The sequence below is a fragment of the Leifsonia sp. AG29 genome, from assembly GCF_009765225.1.
Lineage (GTDB): Bacteria > Actinomycetota > Actinomycetes > Actinomycetales > Microbacteriaceae > Leifsonia.
Genome location: NZ_VMSF01000001.1, coordinates 92,745 through 112,587, shown reverse-complemented (window position 1 = coordinate 112,587; position 19,843 = coordinate 92,745). Strand labels below are relative to the sequence as shown.

Below are 19,843 nucleotides of genomic sequence, written 5' to 3'. Positions count from 1 at the left end.
CCGGCGCACGCGGGACCTTCGGCCCTGAGGCCGCGTCACCGCGCCCGGATACCGTGACGGCGTTCCGAAACGTCACAGGAGGGCTCCAGCATGAGCACACACATCGTCGAGGGGCGCTTCGCCGGCGCGCGCGTCATCGTCACGGGCGCCGGTTCCGGCATCGGCAAGGCGACGGCCACGCGGCTCCTCGCGGAGGGCGCCACCGTGATCGGAACCGACATCAGCGTGCAACGGCTCACCGAGCTCGCGAGCGAACTCGGCTCCGACCGGCTGCTCACGGTCGCGGGCGACATCAGCGACGAGACGGTCGTCGCCGAGGTCGTGCAGATCGCGGACGGCGAGATCACGTCGCTGGCGAACGTGGCCGGCATCATGGACGACTTCCTGCCTCCCGCCGAGGTCGAGGACGCCCTCTGGGACCGGGTGCTCCGCGTCAATCTGACCGCGGTCATGCGCCTGACCCGGGCCGTCCTCCCCGGCATGCTCGAGCGCGGCGCCGGGACGATCGTCAACGTGTCGTCGGAGGCGGGGTTGCGCGGCTCGGCGGCCGGTGCGGCCTACACCGCGTCCAAGCACGCGGTCATCGGCCTCACCCGCAGCACGGCCTTCTTCTACGGCCCGCGCGGGGTCCGCTGCAACGCGGTGGCGCCGGGGGCCACCATCACCAACATCCAGGCGGAGTTCCGCTCCCCCTATTCGACGGAGCGGATGGGTCCGTACCTTCAGACGAACGTGCCGCAGCCGGCGAGCGCCGAGGAGCTCGCCGCCGCGATCGCCTGGCTGCTCAGCGACGACTCGTCCAATGTGAACGGCGCGATCCTTCCGAGCGACAACGGGTGGTCGGTGATCTGAGAAGACTGCCCCGGGTCCTGCCCGGCCTCACGCTGCGCACGCTGCCCGGGGAGGCGCTGGCCGGCGTGACGCTGCTCGCGATCTCGGTGCCCGTCAACATCGGATACGCCCAGATCGCCGGCCTCCCGCCCACCGCCGGGCTCTACGCCCTGATCGTCCCGGCCGTGGTCTACGCGCTCGTCGCCTCCTCCCGTCAGCTGGTCGCCTCTCCGGACGCCGCGGCCGCAGCGCTCGTCGCGGCGTCGCTCGGAGGTCTCGCGATCGCGGGGACGGCGCACTACCTCGTCCTCGCGATGGTCCAGGCGATCATCGGCGGCGTCATCTTCATCCTCTTCGCGGTGCTCAACCTGGGGTTCCTCGCCGATTTCCTGTCCAAGCCGATCCTGGTCGGCTTCGTCGGCGGCCTCGCCCTCGACATCCTGCTCAGCGAGATCGCGACGATGCTCGGCGTGCCGATCACCAGCAGCGCCGACTTCCTCACCCGTGGGGCGGAGCTGTTCCGCGGGATCGTGCGGCCGAACATCTGGTCCGTCGTCATCGCGGCCGGCTGCCTCCTCGTCCTCCTGCTCGGGAGGCGGTTCGCGCCGCGGCTCCCGTGGGCACTGATCGTCCTCGTGATCGCGACCGCGGTCGGGTTCCTGGCCGGCATCGAGCAGCACGGGGTGTCCACGCTCGGGCCGGTGAAGCAGGGGGCTCCGACGTTCGCGTGGCCGGCGGTCGGACTCTCCGAGTGGATCGGGCTCGTGCCGTCGGCGCTCTCGCTGACCATGGTGGCCATGGGCGAGGCCCTGCTCGTCGCGCGCGCGTTCGGCGAGCGCCGCGGCTACCGGGTGAATCCGAACCGGGACCTGCTGGCGTTCGGCGCCGCCAATATCGCCTCGGGCCTGACCGGCGGTTTCACGATCGGCTCGTCGACCTCGCGGACGGCGGCGATGGACCACGCGGGTTCGCGCACCCAGCTGCCCGCTCTCGTGACGGCCGCCGGAACACTGCTGCTCATCGTCTTCGGCACGACGCTCCTCGAGCACATCCCCTCGCCCGCGATCGGCGCCATCGTGGCCGTGGCCGTGCTGCCCCTGCTCGACGTCCGCGAGTTCGTCGAACTGTGGCGCCTCTCGCGCTTCGAGCTCGGCATCGCCGTCGCCTGCTTCCTGAGCGCGCTCCTCATCGGCCCGGTCGCCGGGATCCTCATCGCCGTCGTGCTCGCCCTCATCAACCTGGCGCGGCGCGCTGCGAACCCCGCCGTCGACGTGCTGAGCACCACCGCGTCGCCCGACCACTCCCTGCTGCCCGTGGAGGGGCCGGTCACCCAGACCGCGCCCGGGCTGATCGTCCTCCGGTTCGCTGCGCCGCTGTTCTTCGCCAACGCGGACGTCTTCGAGAACGCCGTCAAGCGGGCCGTCACCGAGGCGGGACCGGACCGCCTCCACGATCTCGTGCTCGACCTGGAGGCGGTCACCGACATCGACATCACGGCGGCCGAACGATTCCACAGCGTCCAGGGCTGGCTCGCCGACCAGGGCGTCACCCTCCACTACTCGCGCGTGCGCCCCGACCTGGAGCGGCGGCTGGAGCACTTCGACCTCGTCGGCGGGCGCACGCTCTACGGAACGAACCAGGCGGCCATCGACGCGCTCGAGCGGTGAGAGACCGAGACGGCCGCGCGGATCAGTCCGTGGCGTCGCCCGGCGCCAGCAACCCGACGAGCTCGCCGATGTTGTGCTCCTGGTCCATGGGGTGCCGCATCGGCATCTGCGGGTTGAGCGTGTAGCGGTTGCGGCGGCCGTCCCGCGTGCGCGTGAGGTAGCCCGCCTCCTCGAGCTCGGTGACGATCCGGAGCGCGGCCCGCTCCGTGATCCCGACGGTGTCGGCGATCTCGCGGAGGCGCATCTCGGGCGCTTTCGCCACGCAGAGCAGAACATGCGCGTGGTTGGTGAGGAACGTCCACTGCGCCATGGGGTCCATGCTAGGCCACTCCCTCCCGCCACTCGGACATTCATTACTGGACAATCTTTACACGACATCCATTTCCGGTTATGGTTCTCGCGTATCACAATTCGAGAAATGAGGTGCTCATGGAGGTCTCCTGGGGTCTGCTGTCCTGGGTTCTGCCGATGCTCCTGGCGATGACGCCGCGCATCCCGGGGGCTGTCGTCGCCCGCGTCGGCGTGGTCAGCTCAGCGCTCGGCGCCATGCTCGGTGCCGCCGTGCTGGCCGGGCGCCCGCTCGGACTCGTGGCGCTGCCCTGGTTCGCGGTCATCGCGTGGCCGTTCATCGCCGGCCTGAGCGTGTGGGTCCAGTGGTTCTCGGTCCGCCACCTCCGGGCCGACCCGGGCCAGCGGAGGTTCGTGGGCGCGGTGAACGCGCTGACGGGCGCCTCCGTCGGCGTGGTGATCGCGCCGAGCGTGCTGTGGTTCGCCGTCGCCTGGTCCGCCGCGGGCGCGGCACTGCTGACGCTGCTCGCGAGCGGTCCGGCTTCCGGGCAGGCGCGGTCGGGCATCGTGCGGACCGGCGTCGCCCTCCTCGTCGGCGACGCGGCGCTCTGGGCGGCGGTGGCGCTGCTGGCCGCGGGGTCGGGTGGCGACATCCCGTGGACCCGACTCGCCGGGTCGGTGACCGGACTGCCGGTTCCCGTGCGCGCGGCGGCGGCCCTCCTGGTCGCGATCGCCGCTCTGTCGCGGTCGGCGCAGGCGCCGTTCCATCGCTGGTTGCCCGCCACGCTCGCCGCGCCCACGCCGGTCTCGGCGATCATGCACGCGGGCGTGGTGAATGCGGCGACATTCCTGGCGCTGCGCTTCGCCGGCGTGCTGACCGCCGTGCCCGCCGCGATGATCGTGCTCCTCGCGTGCGGGTCGTTCACGATGCTGGCCGGAGCCGCCGGGTACCTCCTGAACGGCGATCTGAAGGGGCGCCTCGTCGCCTCGACGGCCGCGCAGATGGGGTTCATGGTGATGACCCTCGGCGTCGGGGCCTGGGGCGCCGCGGTGTTCCACCTCATCGGTCACGGCATCTACAAGGCCCGGCTCTTCCTCGGCGCCGGCGGCCAGATCGACCGGATCCGGGCGGCTGCCGGTGCTCCCGATGCTCTGCGAACCCCGTCGCGCGGACACCGGCTCGGCGCGATGCTGACGGCGGCCGGCGTCCCGGGCGCGGCGATCGCCCTGACGGCCGCTGTCGCGGGAACCGACACCTCCGGCCTCGTGCTCGCCGTGTACGGGTGGATCGCTGCGGCCGTCCTCGCCGAGGCACTCCTGACCCGCACCGCCTGGGGGCCCGCCAAGAAGGCTCTCGTCGTCGCCGGCATCGCCGCGGGTTCCGCAGTCTACGTCGAGGCCGTGCACGCGTTCTCCGCGCTCATCGCGAGTGACGTCCCGGGGGTCGGATGGGTCGCACCGGGGTGGGTCCTCCTCCTCCCGTTGGCGCTGGTGGCGCTCATCAGCCTCGCTCCGCGCCTTCGCCCCGCCACCGCCTCCCCTGTGTATGCCCTGCTCTCCCGCATCGCGGTGACCCCGCTCCGGCCGCTCCGGGCGCGCGGCCGCCGGCGTCCCGCCCCCACGATGCAGCCCGCCTTCGTCCTCCACCCCTCCGAGGAGCTCGCATGACCCTCTACTCCGCTCCCGAGATCCGTGCGCACGTCGCCCGGACCGCTCGATCCATCGCACCCGTCTGGCCCCTGGGGTCGTTCATCGCCGTGAACCCGCTCGCCGGTTCGGTGGCCGTGCCGTTCGCCGAGCTCCCGCACGGAGCCCCGACCCGGGCGGAGGCGGCGTACCTCCGGGAGTACGAGACGGGATCCATCCCGCCATCGGCCCTGCGGACGGCCATCGGGATGCTCCTCCCCGAGGTGGCGGCGATCGGAGCACTCACCGCCGGTGACCGCACCGCGACCGGGATCGACATCGCGATCTGCGCGTTGCTGCACGCGCCGGCGGACGACCCCGATCGCGGTTCGCGCGAGCACGAGCAGGCCCGCGACGTCGACGACTACCTCTCCCACCTGCTGAGCCGGCTGTACGGCGACCCGTACTGGGCGCCCCCGCGGGCCGACGGCCTGTTCGCGCGCTTCCTCGCCGTGGCGGAGGGCGACCGCCTCCTCCCGCGATCCGCGCGACGGGTGCTTCGAGCGCTTCCACGTGACGCGGGCGACGCCATCGCGACCGTCCTCCACCGCAACGGCTGGGACGGCCGGGGCGTCGACGATCTCGATCGACTGCTCGACGCTCAGCTCGACGGCCTCCCCGGGTGGGCCGCACACCTCGCCTGGCGCGCGACGCGCACCGGCGACGCGACCCTCACCGACTACCTGGCGATGCGCCTGTCCCTCCTCGACGCGCTCGGCCACGACCTGAGCGCCCCTCCCCCGCCGGAGAGCGCCGGCTGGCGACCGGACGCGTCCTGGGTGGCGGACGTGAGCGACCACTGCTTCGGGACGCAGGCCGGTCGCGCCCTGTCGTTCCACGTCGTCGCCGCCCTCGACCCGGCCACGCGGAGGCTCTTGTGGCAGACCGCCGCCGAGTGCGCCTACCGGTCGGATCTCCTCCGCCGCCTCGAGACGGCCGCGCCGTCGACCGCGGAGCCGGAGTCCCAGCTCCTGTTCTGCATCGACGTGCGGTCGGAGGGCATGCGGCGCCAGCTCGAGCAAGACCCGGGGATCAGCACTCTCGGCATGGCCGGGTTCTTCGGCATCCCCCTCCTCCACACCGGGCTGAATTCGACCGTGACGAGCGAACAGTTCCCGGCCCTGCTCAGCTCCGGCATCCCGAGCGGGGAGGTGGCGGTCGACCGGGAGGAGGCGCGGCACCAGGGCGGGCGTCTGAGCGATCGCGCTGCCCGCGCCTCGGCCGGCCGGACCGTCGCCTCCACGCCGATCGCCTCCTTCAGCTGGGCGGAGATCTCGGGCTGGGCGGCACCCGTCGCCGCGATCGTGCGGTCGCTCACCGCGCGCACCGGCCGCGACGGCGCTGCCGCGGTGGCCACGACGGTCGACATCTGCGAACGCCTCGACCTCGAGGAGCGGATCGCCCTCGCCGAGACGGCCTGCCGGATGACGGGCCTCACGGCGTTCGCCCCCCTCGTGGTCTTCGTGGGGCACCGCTCGACGACGACGAACAACCTGTACCGGGCTGCTCTGGATTGCGGCGCCTGCGGCGGCAACCCGGGCGGCGTCAACGCGCGCGCCGCGGCAGCGGTGTTCAACGACCCGGAGGTCCGGGCCGGACTGGCCGAGCGGGGCATCCGGATTCCCGAGAGCACCTGGTTCGCTGCCGCCGAGCACGACACGACCACCGACCGGCTGACCCTTCTCGACCCGCACCTCGTGCCCGCGTCCCACCGCGAGCGCGTGTCGGCCCTCGAGCGCGAGGCCGAGCGCGCCGCGGACCGGCTCACCCGGGAGCGGACGGCGGCGCTGCCGGGTGCCCGGCGCGGCTCGCGGCCGTCCTCGGTCCGCGCGCGGGCGAACGACTGGGCCGAGATGTTCCCCGAGCTCGGGCTGGCCGGGAATGCCGCCCTGCTGATCGGCCCGCGATCGATCAGTCGCGGCGCCGACCTGCAGCGACGGGTCTTCCTGCACGACTACGACCCCGCCGCCGACCCCGACGGGTCGGGGCTCGAGAACATCATGACCGCGCCGCTCATCGTGGCCCAGTGGATCAACGCCCAGTACTACTTCTCCACGGTGCTGCCCGATCGCTACGGCGCAGGCAGCAAGACGGTGCACAACCCGGTGGGAGACATCGGGGTGCTCGCCGGGCACCTCGGCGACCTGCGCAGCGGTCTCCCCTGGCAGTCCGTGGCGGCCGGCAGCCGCCTCCTGCACCAGCCCCTGCGGCTGAGCGTCCTCATCCAGGCGCCGCTCGACCGCATCGGCCGGATCGTCTCGGCCGAGGACACCCTGCGCCGGCTGCTCGACGGCGGCTGGATCACCCTGCACGCCCGCGCCACGACCGGCGACGTGTGGCACCGCTACACCCCATACGGATTCACCCCCGAGGAAGGACAACCCGCGTGACCGAGCTCACCCCCATGACGCGCATCGAGGTCATCACCCCGGCCGCCACCACCGCCGCCGTCCGCGAACTCATCGCGTCGGCCGGCGCCACCGGCTACACGAACGTGTCGGGCGTCTCCGGCGTCGGCCACGGCGGGGCCCACAACGGACCCCACCTCTTCAACGATCACGACGCGCTCGGCATGACGATCACGGTGCTCCCTCCCGACCGGGCCGAGCCGCTCATCGACGCGATCCGAACCCTCCTGAGCGGCGGGAGCGGCGTCATGTTCGTGTCCGACACCCGGGTCTCCCGGCCGGAGTACTTCCGGTGAGCGCCCCCTCCGGGTTCCGCGGCGTGACGATCGTGTTCGCCACGCGGCACGGCAAGGAGGAGGCGGCGCGCGAAGCGTTCGCGGACCAGCTCGGCGCCCGGGTCATCGCACCCGCGCGGATCGACACCGACCGCTTCGGCACCTTCACCGGCGACATCCCGCGCACCCTGAGCCCGCGGCAGGCCGCGCTCGCGAAGGCGCAGCTGGGGATGGTCCTCACCGGAACCCGGTACGGGCTCGCCAGCGAGGCGACCTACACGAGTACCTTCGGGGTCCTGACCCTGCATCACGAACTGCTGCTCTTCCACGACCGCGAGAGCGGCCTCACCGTGACCGAGAACGCGCGCGTCACGACCGCCGGCTACGGGACCGCGACCGCCTCCAGCCCCGAGGAGGCGTTGAGCGCCGCCACACGGTTCGGCTTCCCCGCCACGGCCGCGGTGCTGAGTACCGACGCCGACCCGCCGGTTCACCGGAAGGGGATCCGGACCGCGTCCGAGCTGGAGTCGATCGCCCGCCTCCTTCTGCGGCGAAGCCCCCGCCTCCGTGTCGAGGCTGACTACCGCGCGCACAACAACCCACCCCGCCGGGATGTGATCCGCGACCTGTCCTACCGGATGACGAACCGCCTCGGGCGGCACTGTCCCGACTGCGGCACCCCGGGTTACGGCGCCGTGGACGTCCAGCGCGGACTGCCCTGCAGCGTCTGCGGGCAGCCGACCGCCGCCATCTCCGCGGACATCCACGGCTGCGCGTTGTGCCCGCGCCGGGAGGCGGTGCCGCGGCCCGCGCATAGCATCGACCCGCAGTGGTGCGATAGCTGCAACCCGTGACGCTGGCCGCGCGGGGACCGCAACGGCGGATCGATCAGGGGCTGACGACCCCGAACACGCGGAGGAGCTGAGCGACTCCCGACCCGAAGAGCGACCCGGTCGCGGTGAGCGCCACCCAGCCGACGCCGAACATCAGCACCGACCACGCGGCGGAGACGAGGAGCATCTCGAGCAGGGCGAACCGGGGGTGTCCCCGGTCGTCGTCCCCGAAGGTTCTCGAGCGCTTGCCGTCACGTGTCCTCATGCGCTCAGGGTCCGCCGATCGGAGCCGGGGCGGGGAGGGACGTAGGTCCCGCCTCCGCGCCTCGCATTCTCCGCTCCGACAGGGCCGCCGGTGAGGCACGTTCTCGGAGCGAATACAAGGGGCATCGAATTGTTGCGTCCGTGCGGGATCGTGGTAGTGATGTCAGCCGCAGAGGGGGTCGGGATGCCGAACGAGACGTGGCGCTCCCTGTTCCTCCGGGCGGCGCAGGGCGACCGCGACGCGTTCGCGTCCCTGTACGACGCACTGAGCGCCCAGATCTACGGTCTGTGCGTCGACCGGCTGGGCGCCGCCGCCGACCCGGCGTTCGAGCGGATCTGGACCGAGCTCTGGGCCGAGGCCGCTCGCTTCGCCGACGAGCCCGGCCGCGTGAAGCGGCGGATCGTCGAGATCATCGACGAGCACGCCGTGCCGCAAGCCTCTCCGGCGGCCGACATCATCGAGAGCCTGTCGCCCGCTCTGGGCGGCTCGACAGCGGCGCCGGCCTGAGACCGCGCATCATGGACTCATGACCCCCGTGGACCCTTCGCTGCCCTCGCCACTGCGCCGGACCAACGACGACGCGCCGATCGCCCTCGTCACCGGCGCGAACCGGGGGATCGGCTTCGGCGTGGTCCGGGCGCTGGCGGAGCGGGGATTCCGGGTGATCCTGGGTGCGCGCGACCTCGGCCGGGGCGAGGAGGCCGTTCACAGGCTCGGCGAGCTGGCGAGCGCTGTGAGCGTGTGCGCCCTCGACGTCGCCGATGACGGCAGCGTCGCGGCGATGGCCCGCTGGGTCGGCGAGCGGTACGACCGTCTCGACGTCCTGGTCAACAACGCGGCGATCGACTACGACTCCGACCAGTCGGCTGTGACGGCCGACCTCGGGCGGGCGCGCACGGATCTCGACACCAATCTGTTCGGCGCGTGGCGGACAACCCAAGCGCTCCTCCCCCTGCTGCGTCGCAGCGCGCACGGCCGGATCGTCAACGTCAGCAGCGAGGCCGGATCGATCGCCGGGATGACCGGCGGCCTGCCGGCCTACTCGATCTCGAAGGCGGCTCTCAACGCCCTGACCCGGCTGCTCGCGGGAGAGCTGCGCGCGGATCGCATCCTCGTGAACGCCGTCTGCCCGGGCTGGACGAACACCGAGATGGGTGGAGGCGGCCGCCCGCTGGCCGAGGGGGCCGCAAGCGTCGTGTGGGCGGCGACCCTCCCGGACGACGGCCCGACCGGAGGGTTCTTCCGGGACGGAGCGCCGCTCGCCTGGTGAGGATCCGTTCAGCCTGACCGCGACCGTCGTTCCGAGGCGTACGGTGTGCGCGTGAGCATGCGAACGACGAACCGGGACCCGAAGCGGCAGGGCGGCTGGCTGCCCCAGGGGCAGGATGAGCTCGAGCAGTGGCTGGACGGGAGGATCGACCGTCTCGGCGACGAGGACGAGCCGTTCCGGCACCCGGTGATCCAGGAGTTCGCCGACCTCGTCGAGAGCGACGGGATCATCCGCATGTACTTCACGCGGATGATCGAGGAGGTCCCGAAGACGCGCCACTACAGCAAGCGTCACATCACGAGCGTCCGTCAGCTGCTGCACCTGATCGACGAGGTGCTCTCGACGGCGCCCGAGTTCAGCGAGGGCGCCATGGTGACCACGCCGCTGACGGGCATCCTCGACTGGACCATGGCCACACCGTCGGGAATGGCCGCCTACCGGGACCCGCGGGTCAACGCGATCCTGAAGAAGGTCCTCGACGCGTGGGCGGAGTACCTGAACAGCCCCGCCTCCCTGTACGTCCTCAACGACTCCCCCGAGGGCTGGATGTCCCCGAAGGCCCGTGAGGTCGTCGGCATCGACCAGTTCCAGCACGACCCGGAGGACGCGCACTGGGGCTTCACCTCCTGGAACGACTTCTTCACCCGCCGGCTCGCCGACGGCGCCCGCCCCGTCGCCGATCCCGACGATGACTCGGTGATCGTCAGCGCCTGCGAGTCCACCCCCTACCGCATCAGCCGGGAGGTGGCCCGCCACAGCGAGTTCTGGATCAAGAGCCAGCCCTACTCGCTGCAGGACATGCTCGCCGACGACGAATCGGTCGACCAGTTCGTCGGCGGCACGGTGTACCAGGGGTTCCTCAGCGCCCTGAACTACCACCGGTGGCACAGCCCCGTCGCGGGCACGATCGTCCGCGCCTTCGTCCAGCCGGGCACCTACTTCTCCGAGGCCGACTCGGAGGGGGCCGAAGCGGTGGAGGCGCAGGTCTCGCAGGGCTATCTGGCCCACGTGGCGGCGCGCGCCATCATCCTCATCGAGGCCGACAACCCGGCGATCGGCCTGATGGCCGTCGTGCCGGTCGGCATGGTGGAGGTGTCGTCCTGCCTGATCGGCGAGGACATCGTGCCCGGACACCACGTGGAGAAGGGCGACGAGCTCGGCTGCTTCCAGTTCGGCGGGTCGACGGAGTGCCTGGTGTTCCGGCCGGGCGCCGTCGAGGAGTTCTCCCTGGCGGCCCTCCCGGAGATGAGCGCCGAGACCCCGCCGGTGATCAAGGTGCGGTCCAAGCTCGCGGTGGCGCCGCGAGGGTGAGGCAGGGTAGCGGTTCCGTCCTCACGTCGTCGCTTCGATGCGCGACAGCTCGAAGACGATCTCGTCCACCTTCTCGCGGGCGTCGCCGAAGAGCATGCGGGTGTTCTCGCGGTAGAACAGCGGGTTCGGCACGCCCGCGTACCCGGAGGCCATCGAGCGTTTGAACACGACCACCTGTCGCGCCTCCCACACCCGCAGTACGGGCATGCCCGCGATCGGGCTCCCGGGGTCCTCGGACGCGGCCGGGTTGACGGTGTCGTTCGCACCGATGACGAGGACGACGTCGGTCCCCGCGAAGTCGTCGTTGATCTCGTCCATCTCGAGCACGATGTCGTAGGGCACCTTCGCCTCGGCGAGGAGCACGTTCATGTGCCCGGGCAGGCGCCCGGCCACCGGGTGGATGCCGAACCGCACGTCGACGCCGCGGTCGCGGAGCCGCTGGGCGAGCTCGGCCACGCCGTGCTGCGCCTGCGCCACAGCCATGCCGTACCCGGGGGTGATGATCACCCGGGAGGCATCGGCGAGCGCGTCCGCGACCGACTTCGCGTCGGTCTCGGAATGCTCCCCGAGCACGTCGTCGCTCGGTTTCGGCGCCTCGATGCCGAACCCGCCCGCGATGACCGAGAGGAAGGAGCGGTTCATCGCCTTGCACATGATGTAGCTGAGATAGGCGCCCGAGGAGCCGACGAGAGCACCCGTGACGATCAGTAGATCGTTGTCGAGCAGGAAGCCGGCCGCGGCCGCCGCCCAGCCGGAGTAGCTGTTCAGCATCGAGATGACGACCGGCATGTCGCCGCCCCCGATGGAGGCCACCAGGTGCCAGCCGAGCGCGAGCGCGACGAGGGTGACGACGACGAGGAGCCACAGCTGCGGGGTGACCACGTACCAGACGGTCAGGATCACGAAGAGGACCAGCGCACCGACGTTGAGGAGGTTCTTGCCCGGCAGCATCAGCGGCCTCGACGGCATCCGCGCCGACAGCTTGAGGAAGGCGACGATGGACCCGGTGAACGTCACCGCGCCGATGAAGACGCCGACGAACACCTCCGCGTGATGCACGCCCTGCAGCGCAGACGGGACGCCGGCGTCGTAGAGGGCGCCGTTCCAGCCGACGAGCACGGCGGCCAGGCCGACGAACGAGTGCAGCAGCGCGATGAGCTCGGGCATGCCCGTCATCCGGACGACGCGAGCCCGCCAGAGCCCGATCGCCGCACCCACGATCACGGCGACGACGAGGAGGAGCAGCCCGGCGACCGTCTGCGGCTCGCCCCACGCGCCCGACACGACGAGGGCCACCGTCGCCACGAGCGCGATCGTCATGCCGGCGATCCCGAAGCCGATTCCGCGGCGGCTCGTCTCGTGCTTGCTCAACCCGGCGAGGCTCAGGATGAACAAGAGCGCGGCAGCGATGTAGGCCGCATTCGCGATCGCGCCCGCCGCCGTCATCGCGCCTGCCCCTTCTGGAACATCGCGAGCATCCGCCTCGTCACGGCGAACCCGCCGAAGATGTTGATGCTGGCCAGCAGCACCGCGATCGCGGCGAGCACCTGCACGAGCGGGTTCGGCACCAGGAGCTGAACCATGGCGCCGACGATGATGATGCCCGAGATCGCGTTGGTCACGCTCATCAGCGGCGTGTGCAGCGCGTGCGCCACGTTGCCGATCACGTAGAAGCCGACGACGACGGCCAGGGTCAGCACGAGGAAGTGCTGCGGAAGCGGTGGAGGCGCGAAGGCGCAGACGGCGAACAACGCGGCGATGCCGAGCGCCACGAGAGCAGCGCGTCTTACCGGCGACGCCGTCTTCTGTTCGGCGGGCGGCCCCTCCACAGGTTCCGGCAGTGCGCGCGCGGGCGCCGCCGAGACGGCGACGGGAGGCGGCGGCCACGTGATCACGCCATCGCGCACCACCGTCGCGGTGCGCTGCACGACATCGTCGAAGTCGAGCGTCAGCGTGCCGTCCTTCTCGGGCGTGAGCAGCTTCAGGAGGCTGACCAGGTTGTTGGCGAACAGCTGGGACGCCTGCTGCGGCAACCGGCCGGGCAGGTCCGTGTAGCCGAGGATCACGACCCCGTTCTCGGTCACGACGCGCTCACCGGCGACCGATCCCTCCACGTTGCCGCCCTGGGCCGCGGCCATGTCGACGATCACGCTCCCCGGGCGCATCGACGCCACATCGGCCTTCGTGATCAGGCGCGGTGCCGGCCGGCCCGGGATGAGCGCCGTCGTGATGATGATGTCGACGTCGGCGGCCTGCTCGGAGTACAGCTCCGCGGCGCGGCGGTCGTAGGCCTCGCTCGTCGCCTTGGCGTATCCGTCCGCCGATGCCTGAACCGACTCCTCCGGTACCACGACCGGGAGGTACTCGCCGCCGATGGATGCCACCTGGTCGGCGACCTCGGGCCGCGGGTCCGTCGCCCGCACGATCGCGCCCAGGCTGGAGGCGGCGCCGATCGCCGCCAGACCGGCGACCCCCGCGCCCGCGACGAGCACCGTGGCGGGCGGCACCTTGCCCGCCGCGGTCACCTGCCCCGTGAAGAACCGGCCGAACTCGTTCGCCGCCTCGATCACGGCCCGGTAGCCGCTGATGTTCGCCATCGAGCTCAGCACGTCCATGGACTGCGCCCGCGAGATCCGCGGCACGGCGTCGAGAGCGATGGCGGTGAGGCCTCGCGTGGCGAGGGCGGAGAGGAGGTCCGGGCTCAGCGCGGGACTGAGCATCGCGACGAGCACCGCCCCGTCCGAGAGCCGGTCGATCTCCGCCCGGGCCGGCGGATTCACCTTGAGGACGATCGGCGACGCCCACGCGTGCGCGCCGTCGACGATGGTCGCCCCCGCCTGCGCGTACGCGGCATCCGAGAAGGAGGAGCGCTCCCCGGCCCCCGCCTCCACCACCACCTGGTAGCCGAGTTCGACCAGTCGCGGGACGGTCGTGGGAGTCGCCGCGACCCGGTTCTCGCCGGGTGGCTCGGCGACGATGCCGATGCGAGCCATCGATCACCTTCCGCTCAGTGGAGGCGCGCCGGGCGGGCGGCGCCAGTGCCTGAGAGAAACGTATCTCTTCTCCCCCGCATCGTGAGGAGTTCGAAGCTCCGCGCTAGCCGCTGCCGTACGCGCGCAGGAAGGCCGCGACCCCGGCGTCGATCACGGGGGCCAGGTCGCTCTCGTCGACGGGCTTCGCCGTCACGGCGAACATCGCCCGGTTGCTCGGGATCCACAGCAGCATCCCGGCGAACTGCTGCGCGGCCAGCCCGGGTCGGGGACGCGGAGCAATCCGCGCTGGTCGAGGATCGAGAGACAGCGCGCGACGGAGTCGAGCATGCGGAGGAAGCCGCGCTCCCAATACAGGGCTCCGAGGTCCGAAAAAAGAAGACCGGTCTGACGCCGCGTCAGCTCGTCGGGATAGCGCATGAGAAGGGCCTCGACGCCCCGGGGACGAAGGCGGGCGCGATCCTCGCGTGGTTGAAGGACGACTACGAGCTCGGCCGCGGGCACGGCATGGCCCTGGTCCATGTGATCCAGAAGGGACCGACCATCAGCATCAAACACGTCGGAACCGACGGCGTCCACCGGGACGAGTCCGAGACCCTCTGGCTCGACGGCGTGGCGACGAAGCCCGCCTGATGTCGCGATCGGATGAAGGTGCTCACACGTCCCGGGCGAACAGGTCCTCCCACGTCTCCCGCCGGATGACGGCCCGAGCCGCACCGTCGTGCGCGAAGACCACGGGCGGTCGCCGGTACCCGTTGTAGTTGTTCGCCATGGTGTGCGTGTACGCCCCGGTCGCCGGCACGGCGAGGAGGTCTCCGACCCGCGCGGCGGGGAGGCGCAGCGGGTCGATGAGCACGTCGCCCGACTCGCAGTGCCGGCCGACGACCACCGCATCCTCGGCGTCCTCGTCGTGCATGCGGCAGGCCAGCACGGCCTCGTACCGCTGGCCGTACATCGCCACCTCGAGGTTGTCGCCCATGCCGCCGTCGACGGCGACGAAGGTGCGGGCGTCCCGTTTGACGGTGGTGACCGTGTAGAGGGTGAGCGCCGACCCGTTCACCATGCTGCGGCCGGGCTCGATGATGAGTTCGGCGTCGGCGGGCAGATGCTCCCGGGCGGCCGCGAGCAGCGCCTCCACGTACTCGTCGACCGACGCCGGCCGGTCCTCGTAGGTGTACCGGGCGCCGAGGCCGCCTCCCAGGTCGTAGACCGGGAAGGCGCCGAGTGCCGCGAGCGGCGCGACGGCCGCGGCGAGCTCCGCGGCGTCCATGATCTGCGACCCGACATGCGCGTGCACGCCACGCATGTCGAGCAGCGGGCTCGCCTCGATGCGGGCGATGAGGAGGCGCGCGGCCGCGGCGGTCAGCCCGAACTTCGACCCCACCTGCCCGGTCTGCACGTGCGGGTGCGTCGACGACGCGACCTCGGGGACCACGCGGACGAGCACGCCCTGGACCTTCCCGGGCGCGACCAGCTGCTCGAGCCGATCGACATCGTCCGCGTTGTCCACCACGACGAGCCCGATCCCGGCCTCCACCGCGATCCGCAGCTCCTCGGTCGTCTTGGCGTTGCCGTGCATGACGACGAGCGCCGGGTCCACGCCCGCGCGCAGCGCGCCGAGCAGCTCGCCGCCGCCCGCGACGTCCAGGCCGAGCCCCTCCTCCACCATCAGACGCTGCACCGCGGTCGCCGGGAAGGCCTTCGAGGCGAAGACCACGCGCGCGTTCGGCCGGCGCGACGTGAGGGCGGTGCGGTACTCGCGCGCACGCGCCCGGAGGAAGCCTTCGTCGACGACGATCGCGGGAGTGCCGAACTCCCGGGCGAGGTCGTCGACCCGGCAGCCGGCGATCACCAGGGTGCCGTCGCGGTCGACGACAGTCCCGGCCGGGAAGAGGTCGAGGATGGGGTGCGGCATGGCTGAGTCCTTCGGTCGGAAGCGGATCAGGCGGCGCCTGATTCCCGGGCGGCGACGCCGTGCGGGACGACGACGACCGGCACGGGCGAGTGGCGGACGATCTTGGCGGCGTGGGAGCCGAGGAACACGCGTGCGATCGGGCCGAGCGTGCTCGAGCCGACGACGAGTACCTCGTCCGGTTCCCACGCGACGTCCGCCATGGCCGACTCCCACGTCTCGCCCATCCCGATCGCGACGCCCGCTACGGCGGGAGCGTCGTCGAGCTCCGACACCCGGCGCACCACCGATGCCGCGTGCCGCTCGACGTCCGCAGCCCAGGTGTCCGCGATGGCCTGCTCGGCGTCGAGCCCGGCGCCCGATGTGCCCGAGTCGGGCGGTACGACGGCGAAGGAGGCGATGCGCAGCTCAGCCCCGACGGACGCAGCGACCGCGGCCGCGCCGAGCACGAGACCGGCCGAAGCGCCGGTCCCCCGGTAGGCCGCGGTGACGCGGCTGACACGCGAGCCCTGCTGCGTCCGGTAGCCCCGCGGTGCGATCGCGACGGGAACCGGTGAGGCGTGGAGGAGCGTGTCGCTCTCGGCCCCGAGCGCGATGCGCCCGATCGGCCCGTCGGTCGCCGAGCCCACGACGATCAGCGCCGCCTCCCGCTCCTCGGCGAGCCCGACCAGACCGCGCCGGGCCGACGGGGCCTCGTGCAGGACGTATTCCGCCGCGACCGAGGTGCCGAGCACCGCGGCAGCGTGGTCGAGCGCACTGTCCGCGTTGTCCCGGGTGTAGCGGCGCCACTCGGCGTCCGCGCCTCCCGCCGTCGTCGGCCAGGCGGGAGGGACGACGGCGGCGACGAGCAGGCCGGTGCCGGACGACCGCGCGAGCATCGCGGCGAGATGCAGCGCCGAGGCCGAGCGGTGCGCGGGGTCCACCCCGACGACGATGCTCATCTCCGGCCCGCCTTCCGGCGCTCGGCCGCCTCGCGGATCTCGCTCTTGCTCGGCTGCGCGACGTTGCTCGTGTAGGGAGCCTCTTCGACGACCGGCTGCCCCACCTGGAGCCTGGAGTGCTTGCGCCCGTAGAACCAGTAGAAGACCAGGAAGGCGGCCGTCCAGATCAGGAACACGATGATCGTGATCAGCCGCAGCTGCGTAATGATCGCGATGCAGCCCGCGATCGACAGGAGGGGGATGGTCCAGCCGAGCGGGAGGCGGAAGCCGCGCTCCAGTTCCGGCTCGCGCACGCGCAGGATGATGACACCGAGCGACACCACGAGGAAGGCCACGAGCGTGCCGATGCTCGTCATCTCGGCGAGGAAGTCGATCGGCACGACGGCGGCGAGGATGCTCGTGGCGATCATGACGATGACCGTGTTCTGCACCGGCGTCATCGAGCGCGGGTCGACCTTCGCGAACACGGGCGGGATCATCCCGTCGCGCGACATGGCGAACAGGATGCGCGTCTGCCCGTAGAGCACGACCAGCGTCACCGAGAAGATCGAGATGATCGCCCCGATCGCCACGATGGTCCCCGGCCAGGTCGCGCCGATGATGTGCTGGAGGATCGCGGCGAGTCCCGCATCCTGGTTCGCGAACTTCTCCGGGGCCTGGGCGCCGAGGGCCGCGAGGCTCGTGAGCACGTACAGCACGACGATGATCAGCAGCGCGAAGATGATCGCCAGCGGAAGGTTCCGCTTCGGGTTCTTCGCCTCCTCGCCGGCCGTCGACACGGAGTCGAGGCCGACGAACGAGAAGAAGATGATCCCCGCGCCGCCGACGATGCCGGCGAAACCGGCTGGCGCGAAGTTGTGGAAGTGGTCGGCGTTCCACCCCGTGAAGGCGACGGCGCAGAAGAACAGCACGACGGCGATCTTGATGACCACCATGATGCTGTTCACCGTGGTCGACTCGCGCGCGCCGCGCAGGAGCAGCAGCGAGCACAGCACGATGACGATCACCGCGGGGATGTTGACGATGCCTCCCTGCTCCGGAGCCTGGGAGAGCTGCACCGGGAGCTGCCAGCCGAGGAGGTTCTGGAGCAGCTGGTTCACGTACTGGGACCACCCCACGGCGACCGCTGCCGTCGAGACGCCGTATTCGAGCAGCAGGCACGCTCCGACCGCCATCGCGGTGCCCTCCCCGAGCGTCGCGTACGCGTACGAGTAGGTCGACCCGGAGGCCGGGACCGCGCCCGCCATCTCGGCGTAGCACAGAGCCGTGAGCCCGGCGACCACGCCTCCGATGACGAACGACCAGATCACCGCCGGCCCGGCGACCGGGACGGCCTGGGACAGGATGAAGAAGATCCCCGTGCCGAGCGTCCCTCCCACGCCGATCATGGTCAGCGAGAAGAGGCCGATGCTGCGTCTCAGGTGCACCTCCTCGGTCCCGGGAGGCGTCGTGGGCTTTCGGCGCAGCAGCTGCTGAGCGATGGTGGGCATACCAGTCTCCTTTGATTGGTGGGGTCGCCGTCTCCGATCGGGTGTGGGGCCGGCGTCGCTGTCCTCGTGCCGGCTCAGTCCGGACGGGTCACCCGGAACCGCTCGACTCTATGATCGACCGCGCCGCGCACGAAACCCGACGGGGAGGCGGCGACCGCTTGAAGGAAGGCCACGGTCGGCGCCGTGATCTCCTCGCCGGGGATGAGGTTCGGGATCCCCGGCGGGTAGGCGGCGAGGGTGTCGGCGGAGATCCGGCCCACGGCCTCGGCCGCGGGCACGAGCTCGGTGTCGGCGAAGAAGGCGTCACGGGGCAGCATGCGCAGCGCGCCCGACTCGGGCAGCGCGGGGAACTCGTGGGCGGCCGTCTCCGCTCGCTCGGCGTGTGCCTCCTCCGAGTCGACCGCCGCCGCAAGCGCCCGGTGCGCCCGCCCGAGATCCGGGGTCTTGCCCGCGCCGATGAGAGCGACGAGGGAGGTCGCGGTCGACATCTCGAAGAAGATCCTGTCGGCGTCGATGAGGCGCTGACGCAGCCAGTGGCCGCTGACCCCGGTCCCCGACACGTCGATCGCCACGCGCAGCGGATCGACGGCGACGATGTCGCCGAACGCGCCGAACCCGTCGCTGAGCACGCCGAATCGCGGGTCGCTGCGCAGCGCCTCCCGGAACGCGTCGGCGACCGCGATCGACCGGCCGATCAGCTCCGCGCCGGTCGCGAGCGAGTGCCGGGCGATATCGAGCGAGGCGAGCAGGAGCGCGGACGTCGAGGTGGAGGCGGTGATCGAGACGGCCCGTTCGACGAGCGGTTCGAGCGCAGCGGCGAACGGGCCGTGGCCGAGGTGCAGCATGGCGGACTGCGTGAGCGAGCCTCCCAGCTTGTGGGTGCTCGAGACCACGAGATCCGCGCCGAGCCGCGCTGGCGACTCCGGGAGGCCGGGGTGGAACCCGAAGTGCGGCCCCCACGCGCCGTCGACGATCAGCGGAGCGCCCTGGGCGTGCGCCACCTGCGCGAGAGCGGCGACATCGGCGACGGCGCCGAAGTAGCTCGGCGAGACGATGTAGACCGCGTCCGCCGGACGTCCGCTGCTCGCCGCCGCGGTCAGCGCGTCGTCGAGCGCGGCGGGCGACACGCCGTGCGCCACGCCGTGGTCCGTGTCGATGGAGGGCAGCACGAACGAGGGCACCAGACCCGCCGAGAGCACGCCATCGCTGAAGCTGGAGTGCGCGCTGCGCTGCGACAGGATGTTCTCGCCGAGCCCGCGCACCGCCAGCGCGGCTACCCGGTTGGCCTGGGACGCGCCTCCGGTGAGGAACCAGGTGCGACGCGCACCCCACGCGTCCGCCGCGAGGTCGAGGGAGCGCCTCAGCGGCGAGTCCTCGCCGAGGTCGATGTCGTCGATCAGCATCGGGACGTCGAGCTCCAGCGGACGCGACCCGAGGAAGTCCGCCAGCCGTGCGGAGAGACCCAGCTCGTCGCCTCCGTGTCCCGGCACCATCAGCGCGAGGGGCCCGCGCGCGGCGTGACGCTCCAGAGCGTCGGCGTACGGCGTCTCCCAGTGGCGGAGGTCCGCGGCGGACGGCAGCGGACGCGAGCGGTCGATCGCTGAGGGATGCGAGGGTGCCATCCCTCCATGGTGCGGGTCGCGCTCCGCGGTCAGAATCCCCAGAACGTCGCCCTA

The 19,843-nt window shown here is 71.7% G+C and carries 19 protein-coding genes; 10 read left to right on the top strand and 9 right to left on the bottom strand.

Annotation, left to right across the window (positions count from 1 at the left end; all coding sequences use genetic code 11):
- Window positions 1–90 precede the first annotated feature (90 nt).
- A complete protein-coding gene (locus tag FPT20_RS00560) occupies window positions 91–852 on the top strand; it encodes an SDR family NAD(P)-dependent oxidoreductase (RefSeq protein ID WP_158861743.1) in 762 nt (253 codons plus the stop codon).
- Window positions 837–2,498, top strand: coding sequence for a SulP family inorganic anion transporter (locus FPT20_RS00555; RefSeq protein ID WP_233265329.1), 1,662 nt, complete (start codon window positions 837–839; stop codon window positions 2,496–2,498). The genes FPT20_RS00560 and FPT20_RS00555 overlap by 16 nt, the downstream gene beginning before the upstream one ends.
- A gap of 22 nt (window positions 2,499–2,520) precedes the next feature.
- On the opposite strand, the gene FPT20_RS00550 is transcribed toward FPT20_RS00555, so the two are convergent.
- On the bottom strand, window positions 2,521–2,808 hold the full coding sequence (locus tag FPT20_RS00550) for a helix-turn-helix transcriptional regulator (RefSeq protein WP_158861742.1): 288 nt from the start codon (window positions 2,806–2,808) through the stop codon (window positions 2,521–2,523).
- Between the two features lie 119 nt (window positions 2,809–2,927).
- On the opposite strand from FPT20_RS00550, the gene FPT20_RS00545 reads away from it, so the two are divergent.
- From FPT20_RS00545 to FPT20_RS00530, 4 genes are read left to right on the top strand one after another with little or no spacing between them, the layout of a single operon-like run.
- Window positions 2,928–4,454 (top strand): proton-conducting transporter transmembrane domain-containing protein, encoded by a 1,527-nt coding sequence (locus FPT20_RS00545; RefSeq protein ID WP_158861741.1) that lies wholly within the window; start codon window positions 2,928–2,930, stop codon window positions 4,452–4,454.
- Window positions 4,451–6,862, top strand: a complete 2,412-nt coding sequence (locus FPT20_RS00540) for a DUF2309 domain-containing protein (protein ID WP_158861740.1) — start codon at window positions 4,451–4,453, stop codon at window positions 6,860–6,862. Before FPT20_RS00545 ends, FPT20_RS00540 begins: the two co-directional genes overlap by 4 nt.
- Complete coding sequence (locus tag FPT20_RS00535) at window positions 6,859–7,176, top strand: P-II family nitrogen regulator (RefSeq protein ID WP_233265328.1); 318 nt, start codon at window positions 6,859–6,861, stop codon at window positions 7,174–7,176. Before FPT20_RS00540 ends, FPT20_RS00535 begins: the two co-directional genes overlap by 4 nt.
- Window positions 7,173–8,009 carry a DUF6671 family protein gene (locus FPT20_RS00530; protein WP_158861739.1) on the top strand — a complete coding sequence of 279 codons (837 nt, stop codon included), beginning with the start codon at window positions 7,173–7,175 and terminating at the stop codon, window positions 8,007–8,009. Before FPT20_RS00535 ends, FPT20_RS00530 begins: the two co-directional genes overlap by 4 nt.
- Window positions 8,010–8,043: 34 nt before the next feature.
- Here the strand turns inward: FPT20_RS00530 and FPT20_RS00525 are convergent, their stop codons facing one another.
- Window positions 8,044–8,253 carry a hypothetical protein gene (locus tag FPT20_RS00525; RefSeq protein WP_158861738.1) on the bottom strand — a complete coding sequence of 70 codons (210 nt, stop codon included), beginning with the start codon at window positions 8,251–8,253 and terminating at the stop codon, window positions 8,044–8,046.
- 183 nt (window positions 8,254–8,436) lie between these two features.
- Here FPT20_RS00525 and FPT20_RS00520 point away from each other — a divergent pair, with 183 nt between their 5' ends.
- From FPT20_RS00520 to FPT20_RS00510, 3 genes are read left to right on the top strand one after another with little or no spacing between them, the layout of a single operon-like run.
- Window positions 8,437–8,760, top strand: a complete 324-nt coding sequence (locus tag FPT20_RS00520; RefSeq protein ID WP_158861737.1) for a hypothetical protein — start codon at window positions 8,437–8,439, stop codon at window positions 8,758–8,760.
- A gap of 19 nt (window positions 8,761–8,779) precedes the next feature.
- A complete protein-coding gene (locus FPT20_RS00515; protein ID WP_158861736.1) occupies window positions 8,780–9,523 on the top strand; it encodes an SDR family oxidoreductase in 744 nt (247 codons plus the stop codon).
- Between the two features lie 57 nt (window positions 9,524–9,580).
- Complete coding sequence (locus FPT20_RS00510) at window positions 9,581–10,834, top strand: phosphatidylserine decarboxylase family protein (protein WP_158867687.1); 1,254 nt, start codon at window positions 9,581–9,583, stop codon at window positions 10,832–10,834.
- Between the two features lie 21 nt (window positions 10,835–10,855).
- Here FPT20_RS00510 and pntB read toward each other — a convergent pair whose 3' ends face one another.
- The 3 genes from pntB to FPT20_RS18095 form a co-directional block, all read right to left on the bottom strand.
- Window positions 10,856–12,280, bottom strand: coding sequence for a Re/Si-specific NAD(P)(+) transhydrogenase subunit beta (pntB, locus tag FPT20_RS00505; RefSeq protein WP_158861735.1), 1,425 nt, complete (start codon window positions 12,278–12,280; stop codon window positions 10,856–10,858).
- Entirely contained in the window at window positions 12,277–13,827 is a 1,551-nt protein-coding gene (locus FPT20_RS00500; protein ID WP_158861734.1) for a Re/Si-specific NAD(P)(+) transhydrogenase subunit alpha, read from the bottom strand. The genes pntB and FPT20_RS00500 overlap by 4 nt, the downstream gene beginning before the upstream one ends.
- A 103-nt stretch (window positions 13,828–13,930) precedes the next feature.
- Entirely contained in the window at window positions 13,931–14,176 is a 246-nt protein-coding gene (locus FPT20_RS18095) for a TetR/AcrR family transcriptional regulator C-terminal domain-containing protein (RefSeq protein ID WP_267902688.1), read from the bottom strand.
- Here FPT20_RS18095 and FPT20_RS00490 point away from each other — a divergent pair.
- A complete protein-coding gene (locus FPT20_RS00490; protein WP_158867685.1) occupies window positions 14,176–14,457 on the top strand; it encodes a DUF4287 domain-containing protein in 282 nt (93 codons plus the stop codon). The two genes, FPT20_RS18095 and FPT20_RS00490, sit on opposite strands and share 1 nt — an antisense overlap.
- Window positions 14,458–14,479: 22 nt before the next feature.
- Here FPT20_RS00490 and lysA read toward each other — a convergent pair whose 3' ends face one another.
- From lysA to FPT20_RS00470, 4 genes are all read right to left on the bottom strand, one after another.
- Complete coding sequence (gene lysA, locus FPT20_RS00485) at window positions 14,480–15,739, bottom strand: diaminopimelate decarboxylase (protein ID WP_158861732.1); 1,260 nt, start codon at window positions 15,737–15,739, stop codon at window positions 14,480–14,482.
- Between the two features lie 26 nt (window positions 15,740–15,765).
- Window positions 15,766–16,677, bottom strand: coding sequence for a universal stress protein (locus FPT20_RS00480; protein ID WP_233265327.1), 912 nt, complete (start codon window positions 16,675–16,677; stop codon window positions 15,766–15,768).
- Window positions 16,674–18,167, bottom strand: a complete 1,494-nt coding sequence (locus tag FPT20_RS00475; protein WP_158861731.1) for an amino acid permease — start codon at window positions 18,165–18,167, stop codon at window positions 16,674–16,676. Before FPT20_RS00475 ends, FPT20_RS00480 begins: the two co-directional genes overlap by 4 nt.
- Before the next feature lie 74 nt (window positions 18,168–18,241).
- Complete coding sequence (locus FPT20_RS00470; protein WP_158861730.1) at window positions 18,242–19,789, bottom strand: aminotransferase class I/II-fold pyridoxal phosphate-dependent enzyme; 1,548 nt, start codon at window positions 19,787–19,789, stop codon at window positions 18,242–18,244.
- Between the last annotated feature and the right edge of the window lie 54 nt (window positions 19,790–19,843).

What these genes read in the sequence shown, in the direction of transcription:
- FPT20_RS00560 (WP_158861743.1), top strand. Translation starts at nt 91, where the DNA reads ATGAGCACACACATCGTCGAGGGGCGCTTCGCCGGCGCGCGCGTCATC.
- FPT20_RS00550 (WP_158861742.1), bottom strand. Translation starts at nt 2,808, where the DNA reads ATGGCGCAGTGGACGTTCCTCACCAACCACGCGCATGTTCTGCTCTGC.
- FPT20_RS00545 (WP_158861741.1), top strand. Translation starts at nt 2,928, where the DNA reads ATGGAGGTCTCCTGGGGTCTGCTGTCCTGGGTTCTGCCGATGCTCCTG.
- FPT20_RS00540 (WP_158861740.1), top strand. Translation starts at nt 4,451, where the DNA reads ATGACCCTCTACTCCGCTCCCGAGATCCGTGCGCACGTCGCCCGGACC.
- FPT20_RS00525 (WP_158861738.1), bottom strand. Translation starts at nt 8,253, where the DNA reads ATGAGGACACGTGACGGCAAGCGCTCGAGAACCTTCGGGGACGACGAC.
- FPT20_RS00520 (WP_158861737.1), top strand. Translation starts at nt 8,437, where the DNA reads ATGCCGAACGAGACGTGGCGCTCCCTGTTCCTCCGGGCGGCGCAGGGC.
- FPT20_RS00515 (WP_158861736.1), top strand. Translation starts at nt 8,780, where the DNA reads ATGACCCCCGTGGACCCTTCGCTGCCCTCGCCACTGCGCCGGACCAAC.
- FPT20_RS00510 (WP_158867687.1), top strand. Translation starts at nt 9,581, where the DNA reads ATGCGAACGACGAACCGGGACCCGAAGCGGCAGGGCGGCTGGCTGCCC.
- pntB (WP_158861735.1), bottom strand. Translation starts at nt 12,280, where the DNA reads ATGACGGCGGCGGGCGCGATCGCGAATGCGGCCTACATCGCTGCCGCG.
- FPT20_RS00500 (WP_158861734.1), bottom strand. Translation starts at nt 13,827, where the DNA reads ATGGCTCGCATCGGCATCGTCGCCGAGCCACCCGGCGAGAACCGGGTC.
- lysA (WP_158861732.1), bottom strand. Translation starts at nt 15,739, where the DNA reads ATGCCGCACCCCATCCTCGACCTCTTCCCGGCCGGGACTGTCGTCGAC.
- FPT20_RS00480 (WP_233265327.1), bottom strand. Translation starts at nt 16,677, where the DNA reads ATGAGCATCGTCGTCGGGGTGGACCCCGCGCACCGCTCGGCCTCGGCG.
- FPT20_RS00475 (WP_158861731.1), bottom strand. Translation starts at nt 18,167, where the DNA reads ATGCCCACCATCGCTCAGCAGCTGCTGCGCCGAAAGCCCACGACGCCT.
- FPT20_RS00470 (WP_158861730.1), bottom strand. Translation starts at nt 19,789, where the DNA reads ATGGCACCCTCGCATCCCTCAGCGATCGACCGCTCGCGTCCGCTGCCG.